Below are 15,098 nucleotides of genomic sequence, written 5' to 3'. Positions count from 1 at the left end.
CGACATGTCCATTCCTCAATCCGGCGGCGGCCTGATCGACAGCTTTGATGATTTGATCCAATACTTTGCAAAAGGCAATAAGCCTGCAAAGGACTGGAAAATCGGGACAGAGCATGAAAAATTCGGCTATTGCAAAGATACGCTAAACCCCATCCCCTACGAGGGTGAGCGTTCGGTGAAGTCTATCCTTGAAGGGTTGCAAAACCGATATAAATGGGACCCCGTCTTTGAGGGCGAATACCTGATTGGATTGACCAAAGAGGGGGCGAATGTTTCGCTAGAACCTGGTGGCCAACTTGAACTGTCAGGCGCGCCCTTGGACAATATTCACCAAACCTGTGACGAAGTGAATGTTCACTTGCGTGAAGTACAAAGCGTGGCGGACGAGATCGGTGTGAAATTCATCGGCCTAGGCGCAGCGCCGCATTGGTCGCATGAAGATATGCCATTGATGCCAAAGGGTCGCTACAAGTTGATGGATGCCTATATGGGCACCGTTGGTACTTCGGGCACCCAGATGATGCGCCGTACCTGTACGGTTCAGGTCAATTTGGATTTTGCCTCAGAATCCGATATGGTGCAAAAATTCCGCGTGGCTTTGGCTCTGCAACCTGTAGCCACTGCTTTGTTCGCCAACTCACCTTTCTTCGACGGCAAATTGAACGGCCATAAATCGTGGCGCTCACGTATTTGGCGTCATTTAGATGACAGCCGCACTGGGATGCTGCCTTTCGTATTCGAAGAGGGCATGGGCTTTGAACGCTATGTTGATTACGCTCTCGATGTGCCGATGTATTTTGTCTACCGTGATGGCAAATATATTGATGCACTTGGCATGTCATTCCGCGATTTCCTAAAAGGCGAATTGCCAGCCTTGCCCGGCGAAAAACCGACCCTGTCGGATTGGGCCGATCACTTGACCACGATTTTCCCTGAGGCGCGCATCAAGCAATACATGGAAATGCGCGGCGCGGATGGTGGCCCTTGGCGTCGTCTATGCGCTTTGCCGGCTTATTGGGTCGGCATGATGTACGATCAAACTGCGCTGGATGCAGCATGGGATATCGCCAAAGATTGGACACCAGAATTCCGCGAGGAGCTGCGTGTCGCATCCTCAATCGATGGTCTTCAAGCCGAAGTTCAAGGTGTCAAAATGATGGACCTTGCCCGTGAAACGATTGCGATTTCTGAAAATGGCTTGACTGCGCGTGGCCGCGAGGGCGCGGGCGGCTTGGTGCCAAATGAAACACATTTCTTGAACGCGCTCAAAGACAGTATTTCATCAGGCCAATCACCCGCAGACGAGTTGATCGAAAAGTTCAACGGTGACTGGGGCGCAGATGTTACAAAAGTCTTTGATCAATACTCATATTGATCCGAGATAAGATCGACATAAAAAAGCCCCGCTGTTTTGGCGGGGCTTTTTGCATTTAAGCTGACCTAAAATTATTCAGGTGTGATAAATTCGCTGACTGTTTTTTCTGGCGCGCCAAAGCGGTTCGCAACTGTGCTGCCTTCTTTCGCGTACCAAATGATCACGATGATCCAGCCGACCACGGGGATAAATCCGATCAATTGCCACCAACCCGATTTGTCGATGTCGTGCAAACGGCGTGCAGCCACCGCGATGGACGGAACAATCGTCGCAAGGCTAAAAATGATTGATGCAAAGTCGCTGATTGCTGAAATAAGAACGCTTGCAATCGTGATTGCCAAGACAAACCACCAAAATTCAGACCGACGCGCGCGTCCTGTGAAAGTGGCGTATTTTTGAAAACAAGTTTTAACCGCTGTTTGAAAATCCATAGTGCCCTCGTTATTTTTTACCAATTTTCGTCTCGGACCCTTCCCGAAGACGTGCGATGTTGTCGCGGTGCTTATAAAATATGAGCGCTGAAAGAATGGCCACTAAAATCGCACCATGTAGATGATAAAGCCAAACAGTGTAGATTGGGGCCAACAGGGCCGCCACCAAAGCCGACAGGCTGGAATAGCGGGACACAACTGCGACCAATAGCCAAGTGGCGCAGGCTGCTAAGCCCACAGGAAACGACAGGGCCAGCAATGTGCCAAGGAATGTCGCCACGCCTTTGCCGCCTTTGAATTTCAAAAACACGGGGTAGAGATGGCCGAGCATTGCGAATAATGCGGCAATCCCAGCACCGTCTTCGCCTACCAATGCGCGCGCGATCAAGACCGCCGCAGCGCCTTTGCCGCTATCGCCGATCAGCGTCAAAAAAGCGGCCAGTTTATTGCCCGTGCGCAAAACATTGGTCGCGCCGATGTTGCCAGACCCGATGCTGCGCAAATCGCCCAAACCAAACAGTTTCGCCATGACGATCCCAAAAGGAATAGAGCCAAGCAAATAGGAAAATATGGCTGTCGCGCCGATCAAAAAGAGCATCATTGGTTTAATCCTGTCGCGGTCGCGTTTTGGGCTTGCTCAAAGACTTGCTGACCAGAAACCCATGTTCCAAGCACTTTGCCTTGCATTCTTGCACCATCAAAGGGCGTGTTTTTAGATTTTGATTTCAGCTTGAAACGATCCATCACAAAAGGGGCGTCAGGATCGAACAGCACAAGATCCGCAGGCGCGCCGATGCTTAAACGGCCGCAGGTCAATCCCAATCTATCGGCTGGGTTAAGGGCCATAGCGCGAAACAATTCAGGCAGTGTCAGCTGATCGGAATGGATCAAGCGCATCGCGGCAGGCAGCAAAGTTTCCAATGCCACAGAACCTGATGCCGCTTCCTCAAAGGGGAGGCGTTTGCTTTCTTCGTCTTGTGGCGTGTGCATCGAGGCGATGATATCGATGGTGCCATTGGCAACCGCTTCAACCATGGCCAAACGATCATCTTCGGACCGAAGGGGCGGTTTGACTTTGAAAAACGTGCGGTAATCGCCCACATCATATTCGTTCAACGTCAGGTGATGAATGGAGACGCCAGCAGTAACATCCAAGCCGTTCTTTTTGGCGCGCTCCAAAGCAGGCAAGGCACGCGCTGTTGACAGTTGGTCAAAGTGGTATTTCACGCCCGTCATTTCGATCAGAGCAATATCGCGATCAACCCCCATGCGTTCTGCCATTGGCGACACGGCGGGCAGACCTCTGAGCGATGCAAATTTTCCCGATGTAACCGCAGCGCCTTTGCTGAGCGTGGGTTCTTGTGGGTGGCCAATGACCAGAACGCCCAAGGAGCGCGCATAGGTCATACAGCGCTGCAAAACCTTGGTGTTTTCAACGACATGATCGCAATCGGTAAAAGCAACAGCGCCTGCATCTTTCATGAAACCGATTTCAACCATTTCACTTCCAGCACGATCTTTGGTGAGGGCAGACATATGTTTGACGTTCACGATGGAATCCATGGCCGCGCGCCGTTCAACAAATTCCAACACCTCTGGGGTATCGATGGCATTCAATGTGTCAGGGCGGGTGACAATCGTTGTGACGCCGCCTGCGGCCGCAGCGCGCCCAGCTGAAGCAAAGCTTTCTTTATGCCGCTCGCCAGGTTCAGAAACTTTCACACCCAGATCCACAATGCCAGGTGCCAAACATTTGCCGTGACACTCAATCTGGTCGCCAGCAGGCGGCGTACCTGTTCCCTGTTGCGCGATCACACCCTGTTCGATGCGCAACCACCCCAAGGTATCGGTCAATGTTTCTGGGTCAATCAAACGGGCATTGATAAAGACTGTCATAGGCGGCCTCTTAGGGGAATGCTGCGTGGCGTGCAGGTCGAAAGGGCTGAGAATTGGTAGGGCATTAGCCGCCAATCCACACGAAAACTGTTACAAAAATAGCCAAAAAAATCAGCACGAAAGTCGCGACCATACCGCCGATGCGCGCATCGGATTTCACGGGCTTTCCTTGAGGCAATTGACCTTTAGCGGCAAGGCTGACCATGGGTTCGACTTGGCGCGTATCGATGGCTTGGTGATACCGACCGACAAATGACAAAGGTGCTGTGGGGGCAAATTCAGTTTGGCCGCTTTCAACGGCTTGCGAGAAGACCAACAAGATATGGCCCGACAAATCATCTAGTTTTTGAGCATCTTCGCCAAGGTCTAACCCATTGGCCTCGATCAAGTAATTGGCAAAGCCATAGGACCGCAAGGCGTCTAAATCGAGCACTTCAACGAAATCGTGGTCTGGAAACGGGTTGATGCCTAAAGCTGTGCCTAACGGCCAAATGTGATTATCTTCCTCAATGACTTCATGAGAAAATGTATCGATTTCGTCGTCGTTCAAATCTATTTTGAAAATCCAAACCGACCGATAGGGCGCGTTTTTTATGGCGAGCGCGGCAGTCATACCATAATGCCTTGATCCGCGGAGTTCTTGCTGGCCCGCAGGTTGCGCGCGAGCAAATCCATCGCGGCCATACGCACAGCCACACCCATTTCAACCTGTTCTTGGATCACAGAACGATTGATGTCATCGGCAATCGTGCCATCAATTTCGACACCGCGGTTCATCGGGCCAGGATGCATAACAATCGCATCAGGCTTGGCATGCGCCAGCTTGGCCGCATCCAATCCATAGCGGTGGAAATATTCACGCTCTGACGGGATAAATCCGCCATCCATACGTTCTTTTTGCAAGCGCAACATCATGACGACATCAACGTCTTTCAGACCTTCTTCCATGTCTTCATAGACCTCGCAGCCCAGTTCCGTCATGCCCGCAGGGATCAATGTCGGTGGGCCAACAAGGCGCACACGGTTTTCCATTTTACCGAGCAAAATAAGGTTTGAACGCGCCACGCGGCTGTGCGCGATATCGCCACAAATCGCGATAGATAGGCGGTGTAAGCGGCCTTTGGCGCGGCGAATGGTCAAAGCATCCAACAGCGCTTGTGTCGGATGTTCGTGGCGGCCGTCACCTGCATTCAGCACAGCGCAATTGACCTTTTCCGCCAGTAGATCCACCGCCCCTGAATGAGGGTGACGTACAACCAAAAGGTCAGGGTGCATGGCATTTAGCGTCAAAGCTGTATCAATCAGCGTTTCGCCCTTTTTGATGGATGACGCTTGCATCGACATGTTCATCACATCCGCGCCCAAACGCTTGCCCGCCAGTTCAAACGAACTTTGAGTGCGTGTGGAGTTTTCAAAGAACATGTTGATTTGTGTCATGCCTTTCAACGCATCAGAATGCTTATGTGCTTGGCGGTTCAAATCGACATAGCTGTCCGCAACATCCAAAATCGTAGTGATTTCTGTGGGGTGTAAAGGTTCAATGCCAAGAAGGTGTTTTTGCCGAAATGCCATGATGCCCTCATATTGTCACGCGGCGACAATGCTGTCGCTGCGCCCTTATAGAAACTCAACTGGCACGCGGCAATGCTATGTGAGGCATTTCTTATGATTTACCTTCGTGCAGAGTACAGCTAGTTTGATCCTATGGAGACTCACTTGGATTATTGGGAAGCGCACGCTCTGTTAGAGTGGCAGGTCGAGCTTGGCGTCAGCGAAGCCATCGGTGAAACGCCCGTAAACCGTTATGAGATCCCCAAAGAGGCCCCCAAACCTGCGGCTGCACCCGTCAGTTCACAACCGCCAACCCCTGTAAAAGCGCCCGAAATTGATGCGACAGATGAGGCGCAAAAAGCCGTTGCCAGCTGTGTGTCAATTGAAGACATAAAAACCGCTTTGCTGGGATTTGAACATTGCGATCTGCGCCGAGGGGCGCGCAATCTGGTGTTTCAAGATGGCAGTCTTGGCGCCCGTGTGATGGTCGTAGGCGATGCGCCCAGTCGTGAAGACGACATTGAAGGCAAACCCTTTATGGGCCCCGCAGGCGCTTTGTTTGACAAAATGTTTGATGCCATCGGCCTAAGTCGCACTGCGACAAACCCAGCCCAAGCGCTCTATATCACCAAAGCGCTGCCGTGGCGTCCGCCTGAAAATCGTGATCCAACTGCGCGTGAAATCGCGATGCTGAAACCGTTTTTGCTGCGTCACATCGAATTGGCGAACCCCGATTTTATTGTGCTGATGGGGAATCCCGCTTGTGCCGCCACATTGGGGCGTACGGGCATTACCCGCCTGCGTGGCAATTGGCAAACTGTGCTGGGCAAACCCGCTTTGCCGATGATGTCTCCGCGTGATATTTTGCGCACCCCTTTGGCCAAACGCGATGCTTGGGCGGACTTGCTTGATTTGCAAGCGCGCTTGCGCAAGGTCGATACCGCCCCTCATTCTTAAAGGTGCTCGAAACAGATGACTGACGCAGCTAAAGAATTTATCCCCGTCAATATTGCGGTTTTGACTGTTTCTGACAGCCGTAGCCTAAGCGACGATAAATCTGGCGACACCTTGCAGCGCATGATTACGGATGCGGGGCATGTGGTGGTTGATCGCCAGATCGTCACCGATGATCGCGCGCTTATCCGCGATCATCTTAGGGCTTGGATTGCCCGCGCTGATGTGGATGTGGTGATTTCTACGGGTGGCACTGGGCTGACTGGGCGTGATGTGACTGTAGAAGCGCACCGCGATGTTTATGAAAAAGAAATCGATGCCTTTTCCACCGTTTTCACCATCGTTTCTATGCAAAAAATAGGCACTTCCGCGGTGCAAAGCCGTGCAACAGGCGGTGTGGCTGGCGGCACGTATTTGTTTGCTTTGCCTGGATCAACAGGGGCGTGCAAAGACGCTTGGACCGAGATTTTGCAACACCAACTGGACTATCGGCACATGCCTTGCAATTTTGTTCAGATCCTGCCGCGTTTGGAAGAGCATAAGCGGCGCAAATAAATAGCAAAATGGTGAAATTTGTTTTGCGCCACAGGGGGTAAACCGTGCAATCATACGCGGTGACGCCCTATGCCCGATCAAAAAGCACGGGGTCATTCATCGATTAACACCTTGAGCTGAGGCCCCTATGAATTTTATGCGTCGCGCTTTGTTTGGACTATTCCTTGTGGCGCTTTGTGCTGCGCTGATCTTTGCCGCAGGCTATCGAATGGTTTCAACCGTCAAGGCGCGAGCGGCAAATGACAATCAGCGTCCGCCCGCCCGCGAACGCCAATTTTCCGTCAATGTCGTACCTGCCGTTTCGACAACTCAAACGCCTGTTTTGACCACCTTTGGCGAAGTCTTGGCGCGCAGGTCTTTGGCCTTGCGCGCTCCGCAAGGTGGCGAAATAATTGAGTTGGCTGATAATTTCGAAGAAGGCGGCGCGGTCAAAGCAGGCGACATCTTGTTGCGCATTGATCCGACAGATGCCGAGGCCACGCTGCAAGTGGCACAAGCTGACCTGCAAGAGGCCGAAGCCGAATTGAGCGATGCGCAGCGCGGATTGGAAATCGCCCAAGATGATCTTGCCGCGGCGCGGTCCCAGTTGGATTTGCGCACAGCCGCGCTCGAACGCCAGCGCAACTTGGCCACGCGCGGTGTCGGCACAGATGCATCCGTTGAAACCGCCGCCTTGACTGAAGCTGCCGCACAGCAATCTGTATTGTCAAAACGCCAATCCTTGGCCACAGCTGCGGCGCGTTTGGATCAAAGTAAAAATGGCGTTTTGCGGGCTAAGATCGATTTGTCCGAAGCCAAGCGCGCTTTGGATAACACGCGCTTGACCGCTGATTTCGATGGCATTTTGTCGGGTGTTTCCTTGGCTTTGGGCAGTCTTTTAACCACCAATGAACAGATCGGATCGCTGATTGATCCTACAGATCTTGAAATCGCGTTTCGTGTCTCGACCCAGCAATATGCCAACCTGTCGGGTGGTTCTGGGCGTTTGCCGCAATTGCCTGTGACGGCATCCTTGTCGATGGACGATTTCGATCTATCGTCTCAAGGGCGCGTGACCCGCGAAAGCGCGGAAGTCGGCGCGGGCCAAACTGGGCGCTTGCTGTTCGCACGCCTTGAAACGTCGTTGGGATTGCGGCCGGGAGATTTCGTTGCGATCAAAATTCAAGAGCCAGCTTTGACAAATGTCGCGCGCTTGCCTGCCGCCGCGGTCGACGCCGCGGGGACTGTTTTGGCGCTGCGCGATGATAGCAGGCTTGAAGTCCTATCCGCGCCCGTGCTGCGCAGTCAAGGCAATGAGGTCATTGTTGATGCAAGCGAAATCGCAGATCGATTTATTGTGGCAGAGCGGTCGCCATTGTTGGGAGCGGGTATTCGGGTGACGCCTGTGGGGGCCGATTTGGGTGAAAATACGCAGTCAGGGGCGGCGCCAGAGCCGCAAGATGTCACTTTAAGCGATGAAAAACGTGCAGAGCTTATCGCGATGGTTCAGCAAAATCAGCGCATGCCAGACGAAGTGCGCGCCCGTATGATCAAACAGTTGCAAGCCCCTCAGGTGTCACAAGACCTGATTTCGCGGCTTGAAAACCGTGGAGGGGGCCGCCCATGACATCGCCCACAAGACCATCTGCCGCACAAGCCAAGGGGCTTTTGTCCTATTTTACACGCCATCCCACCATCGCCAATTTGCTCTTGGTCTTGATGTTGGGGGCGGGTTTGTTTGCTTTGCCGAATATGCGCGCACAGTTCTTTCCCGATGTGGTGGTTGATAGTGTGTCTGTGTCCGTCGCATGGTCAGGGGCAGGGGCCGAAGATGTCGATACGGCCATTATGCAGGTGCTTGAACCCACGCTTTTGGCCGTCGAAGGTGTATCTGAAAGCTCTGCGACATCCATCGAAGGGCGTGCGAATATACGGCTTGAATTTGAACCTGGCTGGGACATTCAGCGCGGGGCAGATGATGTGAATGCGGCCTTGGATACGGTTTCGAACCTTCCTGAAGGGGCCGACGATCCAACCGTGCGCTGGGGTGGTTGGTCTGACAGGGTGACCGAAGTCGTCATTTCTGGCCCCGTGGGTATCGAACAATTAGCGCGCTTTGCCGATGAATTTGTGGTGCGCTTGTTTTCCCAAGGTGTGACTCGCACCTCCATTTCTGGGGTTGCCGCTCCTGAAACGATTGTCGAAGTCTCGACCTTGGATCTGATCCAATATGATGTGACCATGGCTGATATTGCCACTGCCATCGGCGCGGAAACAGATGCAAACCCCGCAGGGGATGTGGGCAGCGGTGCCGCGCGTGTGCGAGCAGGCGTATCCAAACGATCCGCTGCGCAAATCGCGGGCATTGTTTTGCGCACCAATGACGATGGATCAAAGTTGACCGTTGCGGATGTCGCCAATATCCGCGTCGAAGGCATAGATCGCGATCAGGCCTATTACGTGGGCGAAAATGCTGCTGTGACGGTGCGCGTTGATCGGTCCGCTTTGGGGGATGCGATTGAGATCCAAGGGATCGTGCAAGACATGGCCGATGAAATGGAACTTACAGTGCCCCAAGGCGTGAAACTGGATTTGTTTCGCACCCGCGCCGAGGCAATTAAATCGCGCCTTGATCTATTGATCGTCAACGGGTTGATGGGGCTTGGCCTTGTGGGGCTATTGTTGTTTTTGTTCTTGTCCGCACGCACTGCTTTGATGGTGGCTGCGGGTATTCCTGTGGCCATGCTGTCTGCTATTGCCTTGATGTATGCTGCTGGTCTGACTTTTAACATGATATCGCTGTTTGCGCTGATCATCACTTTGGGGATCGTTGTGGATGATGCGATTGTGGTCGGGGAACATGCTGATTTTCGGGTGCGCAAGCTCGGGGAAACGCCTGTTCAAGCCGCTGAAAATGCAGCCAAACGGATGTTCGCACCTGTGTTTTCATCGACCATCACCACCATTATCGCCTTTTTCGGCTTGATGACCATTTCGGGGCGCTTCGGTGATTTGATTGCCGATATTCCCTTTACCGTGATCGTTGTTTTGATCGCATCTTTGGTTGAATGTTTCCTGATTTTGCCAAACCACTTAAGCCACTCGATTGCCGCGACAGCCAAACAACATTGGTATGACTGGCCATCGCGTCAGGTGAATAAAGGGTTTCGCGTGGTCAGAGATCGTCTGTTCAAACCCGCGATGTTCTATGTGATTCGCATGCGCTACGCGGTGATGGCTGGCGCGTTGTTTTTGCTGTCATGGCAGGTGTCTTTACTGGTCTCAGGCGATGTGCCTTGGCGGTTCTTTAATTCGCCAGAACAATCTGTGATTTCAGGAAACTTCGCGATGGCGCCTGGTGCCACCCGCGAAGATACACTGGCGATGATGCGTGAAATGCAGCGCGCGACCGAAGCGACAGGCAAAGCCTTTGAAGAAGAATACGGCACCAATCCCGTGGCCTATGTCATCGCCCAAATCGGTGGCGGTGCGGGGCGCGGACTGGCGGGTTCAGACACAAAAGAAAGTTTTCAGCTTGGGGGGATTTCGATAGAATTAATCGATGCCGACCTGCGCCCCTATTCGTCATTCGCTTTCGTGGCCGACCTGCAAGAGGCTGTGATCAATCATCCCTTGTTAGAAACCGTTTCGTTTCGCGGTGGGCGGTTTGGTCCAGGTGGGGACGCGATTGATGTACAGCTGTTCGGTGCAGATTCTCAAACCTTAAAAGCCGCGGCCGAAGAATTAAAAAACAAGCTGTCGCAATACCCAGAGGTGTCGGCCCTAGAGGATAGCCTATCGTATGACAAAGACGAATTGATCCTAGAATTGACCCCACAAGGCGAGGCCCTTGGCTTTAATATCGACAGTCTTGGTCGGGTGCTTTCAAACCGTCTGGGGGGGATCGAAGCGGCCAGTTTTCCCGATGGGGCACGCACTGCAAAAGTCACGGTGTCTTTGCCTGACGACGAAGTGAAAGCCGACTTTTTAGATCAAACGCAGATGCGGACGGCCGCAGGAAATTACGTGCCTTTGTCCGACATCGTGTCTGTCAAACGCCAGTCGGGCTTTTCCGCTGTGCGTCGCGAAAATGGCCTGCGACTTGTCACTGTGTCGGGCGATTTGAACGAAGATGATCCTGCACGCGCTGTTGAAATTCAATCCGCATTGGCAGATGAAATCTTGCCACAAATTGCCGAAGATTTTGGTGTCACAGAACGCATTTCGGGCCTGTCAGAGCAAGAAAACCGTTTTCTATCCGACGCATTGTTTGGTCTGTCTGCCGCCCTTTTGGGGATCTATCTGACTCTGTCTTGGATTTTCTCAAGCTGGACCAGACCGATTGTCGTCATGGCTGTCATTCCCTTTGGTTTAATCGGCGCAATTTATGGCCATGCCTATTGGGATGTGCCTTTGTCGATGTTCTCGGTCGTGGGGTTGATCGGCATGACGGGAATTATCATCAATGATTCCATCGTCTTAGTTACCACTATCGATGAATATGCTGATGATCGGGGCATCATTCAAGCCGTGATCGAAGCGGCCACCGACCGTTTGCGCCCCGTCATGCTGACCACAGCCACCACAGTATTGGGCTTGGCCCCCTTGCTTTTCGAACGCTCTGCTGATGCGCAATTTTTGAAACCGACCGTGATCACTTTGGTCTACGGGCTTGGTTTTGGGATGGTGATTGTCTTGCTACTCGTGCCTTCTATTTTGGCAATGCAAGTCGATGTCGGGCGGTTCATCACAGCATTCAGCCGTGCAGTCAAACAGCCGCGTCGTTTGGGTCGCAGCTTTGCCGCAATCGGCGGATCGTTGATTTTTACGGTGGTGTGGTTTGCACTGACCTTAGGCGTGACAGCCGTGTCAGGCGCTTTGCCGCAGGTTTTGGGCGCAGGGGGAATGGGCGCGGCCTTGGGTCTGTTCATACTTGGCACGGCGGTGGTTTTGACGCTGGTTTACGCCAGCTTGATGGTGATCAACCGCAACAGCAGGCGCCCGCTTTAGGACGCCTTGCAGCCGAGTGTTTCATAGGCTTTGCCATCTTCGCCAATAACCGTCAGGCGAACCTGCGATCGATTCAACAAAAATGGAGCTGCGTTTGTGGGCACCATATCGCTGGACATCGTCACAGTGCGACCCTTGCGCATAGACGTGGCTTCGGAAACCCAAATTGATGGATCAGGATGTTCGATCACGGCCATTTCCGTGGCGCCCAGAGATGGAATATTCACGGTCGCGCTTAATTTGATGCCGTCTGCAATCGGCTTGGCGTCACAGATTGCAGAGGTGATGCGTTTGGGTTTGGCATTGAGCTGTGCTTGAATCACTTGCTTGTTTTGTGCCGCCGCTTGCGCAGAGAAGTGTGCATCTAGCTGCGCTGTAAAGGGCATGCAAACGTCATCGCAGACCCCCAAAGTGACAGCCCCTGACACCACGATATCCCCCGATGCAGACGGGGTGAATTCTATTGGCAAAATCAAACTGTCTTCATACCCCAAAAAGCGCATACCATTTTGGCTGTAAATCGTTGGAACTGGCCAATGATATTTGGCTTGAATCGCAGTGCTGTTGCCCATCCAGCGAAACACGGGTGGAATGCCCGCCGCACCAGGGGCACGCCAATAGGTGTGCCAGCCAGGGGCCAGATCAACCCGCAGGGCTGCCATGTAATTGCCATTGGCCATGGTCCAACCTTGCATCAAAGACACCTGAACATTCGCGCCCAAAGGGTCTTTGGTGTCGGCCTGTGCCGAACTTGCCATAGCCAAAGCTATAATCGCTGCGCTAAATGAAGAGATAAGGTTTTTGATCATGCCATGGATATAGCGCGTAGAGGGCCAACAGAAAACTCACTTTTGAGCGAGAAAGATGTGTTTGTACGATGCGCGAATTTCATCCCTTGCACCTTTTTACCGTTTAGGGTGATGTAGGCCATGACCGATAAAACCGTTCAAGATCTAACAGGGCAATTGCTGATCGCAATGCCCGGCATGGAAGACAGCCGTTTTGATGGCACTGTCATTTATATTTGTGCGCATTCTGACGAAGGATCGATGGGGCTTATCATCAACAAGGTGTCGTCACAGATCGCGGTCTCAGACGTTTTCGATCAACTGGACATCACGCCTGACGCGGATATGAAGCCATTGCAGGTGCGCTATGGCGGTCCTGTTGAAATGGCGCGGGGGTTTGTTTTGCACAGCACGGATTATGCCTGTTCAGAAGCATCCCTGCCTGTGAATTCTGCCTTTTCCATGACGGCATCGCGGGATGTTTTGCGTGATATCGCAACAGGGGCGGGGCCTGCCGAACGTCTATTATGTTTAGGGTATTCGGGGTGGTCATCGGGCCAACTGGAAAGTGAGATTGCGCAAAACGCTTGGCTGACCTGCGCGGCAACACCGCAGATTGTGTTCCAGACAGGCGATCTTGAAAAATGGACCGCCGCCTTGGCCGAAATCGGTGTCAACGCGGCTTTGCTTTCTGCAGCGTCAGGGCGCGCCTAATTGATTTTGACGTAGCGTTTGGTATGGCCAGCTTACAAAGCTTGGGTAAGGTTAGCATAACTGCCCTATTCAGAGTTGGTGCGACACAGGGATTGGTTTGTCCCCTGAACTGACTCAAGGAGACCGAATGCCCTACCACGCCCCAGCTCAAGATCTTCAATTCATTCTAAAAAACGTTGTCGATTTCGCGCGTGTCACCCAGCAAGACAGGTTTGGTGATATTGATCACGATACTCTTGAGGCCATTTTTCAAGAAGCGGCCAAACTGTCGAATGACGTAATCGCTCCGCTCAATCGTATCGGTGATATCGAAGGCGCAAAGCTTGAGAATGGCAGGGTGACAACGGCCACAGGCTTTGCAAATGCCTTTCAACAAATTGCCCAAGGCGGATGGATCGGGATGCTTGCAGACCCTGATCACGGCGGTATGGGGCTGCCTTTGTCTGTCGCGACGGCTGTGAATGAAATGATGGCGGGGGCCTGTTTGTCTTTGTCGCTAAATCCATTGATGACCCAAGGCCAGATCGAAGCCCTTGAACAGCACGCGAGTGATGACATCAAAGCCCTGTATTTGCCCAAACTTTTGTCGGGGGAATGGACAGGCACGATGAACCTGACAGAAGCTGGCGCAGGATCAGATGTGGGCGCGTTGCGTAGCACTGCCACTCCCAATGGTGACGGCAGCTATGCAATCACAGGGCAAAAGATTTTCATCACTTGGGGCGATCACGATTTCGCAGACAATCTGTGTCACTTGGTCTTGGCGCGCCTGCCTGATGGCGCGGCGGGCACCAAGGGGATTTCGTTGTTTATGGTGCCTAAATTTATTCCAAAATCTGATAGCTCCTTGGGCGCGCAGAATGCGGTGAGCGTGGTCAGTTTGGAACACAAGCTTGGCATACACGGTTCGCCGACCTGTGTGATGGATTACGCAGGCGCGAAAGGCTGGCTGATCGGTGAAGAACACAAAGGCATGCACTGCATGTTCACGATGATGAACAATGCCCGCCTTGGGGTTGCCGTCCAAGGGGTCGGCTGCGCAGAGGCGGCGACCCAGCAAGCCTTGGCCTATGCCCAAGACCGTATCCAAGGCCGCACGGCTCAACATAACGGGCAAGGCACGATTCTTCATCATGCCGATGTGCGTCGCATGCTTTTGACCATGCGTGCGGACACATTTGCCGCCCGATCCATCGCATTGGCCTGCGCTGTCTCGCTTGATCTGGGGGGGGATGATGCCGCGCAAAAAGCGCAAGGGGCCTTTCTTATTCCTATCGCGAAATCCTTTGGGACTGATGTCGGCCACGAGGTGTCGCAAATGGGGATCCAAGTGCATGGCGGCATGGGCTACATAGAAGAAACAGGGGCCGCGCAATTGGCGCGAGATGTACGGGTTACTTCGATTTATGAAGGCACCAACGGCATTCAAGCCATTGATCTTGTGACCCGCAAATTGATGGACACGGGCGATGCAGCTTATGGGCTTTTGGACAATATTGAACACTGTGCAGAAAACGCCCGCGATGAGTTTCCCGCGCTTGCCAAACAGGTTTGGGAGGCTGCGGAAACTCTGCGCGAAGGCGTTGAGGCCATGGTCGCTTTGCCGCAAACAGATCGCCTTGCTGGTGCTGTGCCGTTTCTGCGCGCCTTTGCGCGTGTTTTGGGTGCTTTCGCGCATTTGAAAGCTGCGGGCGCAGGTGGTCTTGGCAGTGACCGCGCCTATTTGGCAGAGTTCTACATCGGTCGGCTTTTGCCTGAATACCGTTTTTTACTGACACAGGCTTTGCACGGCGCAGATGATCTATATGCTATCGCAGCGGATGATTTGAATTTCGGGTGATAGAT

At 53.0% G+C, this 15,098-nt stretch carries 13 protein-coding genes; 7 read left to right on the top strand and 6 right to left on the bottom strand.

The window, feature by feature from the left end; translation table 11 throughout:
• Window positions 1-4 precede the first annotated feature (4 nt).
• Window positions 5-1,375: a glutamate--cysteine ligase gene (locus EDD53_RS09615; RefSeq protein WP_123793046.1), complete on the top strand. Its 1,371-nt coding sequence runs from the start codon at window positions 5-7 to the stop codon at window positions 1,373-1,375.
• Window positions 1,376-1,446: 71 nt separating this feature from the next.
• Here the strand turns inward: EDD53_RS09615 and EDD53_RS09610 are convergent, their stop codons facing one another.
• The 5 genes from EDD53_RS09610 to EDD53_RS09590 all read right to left on the bottom strand — a co-directional run bounded on the left by EDD53_RS09610 (window position 1,447) and on the right by EDD53_RS09590 (window position 5,274).
• Window positions 1,447-1,806, bottom strand: a complete 360-nt coding sequence (locus tag EDD53_RS09610) for a DUF805 domain-containing protein (RefSeq protein ID WP_123793045.1) — start codon at window positions 1,804-1,806, stop codon at window positions 1,447-1,449.
• Between the two features lie 10 nt (window positions 1,807-1,816).
• A complete protein-coding gene (plsY, locus tag EDD53_RS09605) occupies window positions 1,817-2,407 on the bottom strand; it encodes a glycerol-3-phosphate 1-O-acyltransferase PlsY (RefSeq protein WP_123793044.1) in 591 nt (196 codons plus the stop codon).
• Window positions 2,404-3,702 (bottom strand): dihydroorotase, encoded by a 1,299-nt coding sequence (gene pyrC / locus EDD53_RS09600; RefSeq protein WP_123793043.1) that lies wholly within the window; start codon window positions 3,700-3,702, stop codon window positions 2,404-2,406. The genes plsY and pyrC overlap by 4 nt, the downstream gene beginning before the upstream one ends.
• Before the next feature lie 64 nt (window positions 3,703-3,766).
• The gene (locus tag EDD53_RS09595; RefSeq protein WP_123793042.1) at window positions 3,767-4,315 is read right to left on the bottom strand and encodes a hypothetical protein; all 549 of its coding nucleotides are present in this window, start codon (window positions 4,313-4,315) and stop codon (window positions 3,767-3,769) included.
• Window positions 4,312-5,274 carry an aspartate carbamoyltransferase catalytic subunit gene (locus EDD53_RS09590; RefSeq protein WP_123793041.1) on the bottom strand — a complete coding sequence of 321 codons (963 nt, stop codon included), beginning with the start codon at window positions 5,272-5,274 and terminating at the stop codon, window positions 4,312-4,314. Before EDD53_RS09590 ends, EDD53_RS09595 begins: the two co-directional genes overlap by 4 nt.
• Before the next feature lie 132 nt (window positions 5,275-5,406).
• On the opposite strand from EDD53_RS09590, the gene EDD53_RS09585 reads away from it, so the two are divergent.
• From EDD53_RS09585 to EDD53_RS09570, 4 genes are all read left to right on the top strand, one after another.
• Window positions 5,407-6,210, top strand: a complete 804-nt coding sequence (locus tag EDD53_RS09585; protein WP_123793040.1) for a uracil-DNA glycosylase — start codon at window positions 5,407-5,409, stop codon at window positions 6,208-6,210.
• Between the two features lie 15 nt (window positions 6,211-6,225).
• Entirely contained in the window at window positions 6,226-6,762 is a 537-nt protein-coding gene (gene moaB / locus EDD53_RS09580) for a molybdenum cofactor biosynthesis protein B (protein ID WP_123793039.1), read from the top strand.
• Window positions 6,763-6,889: 127 nt separating this feature from the next.
• A complete protein-coding gene (locus EDD53_RS09575; protein ID WP_123793038.1) occupies window positions 6,890-8,368 on the top strand; it encodes an efflux RND transporter periplasmic adaptor subunit in 1,479 nt (492 codons plus the stop codon).
• Window positions 8,365-11,751 (top strand): efflux RND transporter permease subunit, encoded by a 3,387-nt coding sequence (locus tag EDD53_RS09570; RefSeq protein ID WP_123793037.1) that lies wholly within the window; start codon window positions 8,365-8,367, stop codon window positions 11,749-11,751. Before EDD53_RS09575 ends, EDD53_RS09570 begins: the two co-directional genes overlap by 4 nt.
• Here the strand turns inward: EDD53_RS09570 and EDD53_RS09565 are convergent.
• Window positions 11,748-12,560: a protein-disulfide reductase DsbD domain-containing protein gene (locus EDD53_RS09565; protein ID WP_123793036.1), complete on the bottom strand. Its 813-nt coding sequence runs from the start codon at window positions 12,558-12,560 to the stop codon at window positions 11,748-11,750. The genes EDD53_RS09570 and EDD53_RS09565 overlap by 4 nt on opposite strands.
• A gap of 120 nt (window positions 12,561-12,680) precedes the next feature.
• Here EDD53_RS09565 and EDD53_RS09560 point away from each other — a divergent pair, with 120 nt between their 5' ends.
• Window positions 12,681-13,253, top strand: coding sequence for a YqgE/AlgH family protein (locus tag EDD53_RS09560; protein ID WP_123793035.1), 573 nt, complete (start codon window positions 12,681-12,683; stop codon window positions 13,251-13,253).
• Between the two features lie 127 nt (window positions 13,254-13,380).
• Window positions 13,381-15,093 carry an acyl-CoA dehydrogenase gene (locus tag EDD53_RS09555; protein ID WP_123793034.1) on the top strand — a complete coding sequence of 571 codons (1,713 nt, stop codon included), beginning with the start codon at window positions 13,381-13,383 and terminating at the stop codon, window positions 15,091-15,093.
• Window positions 15,094-15,098 lie beyond the last annotated feature (5 nt).

Source organism: Pacificibacter maritimus, from assembly GCF_003814915.1.
GTDB lineage: Bacteria > Pseudomonadota > Alphaproteobacteria > Rhodobacterales > Rhodobacteraceae > Celeribacter > Celeribacter maritimus.
The sequence above is the reverse complement of the archived record's forward strand: the minus strand, read 5'-3'. Positions and strand labels throughout refer to the sequence as shown.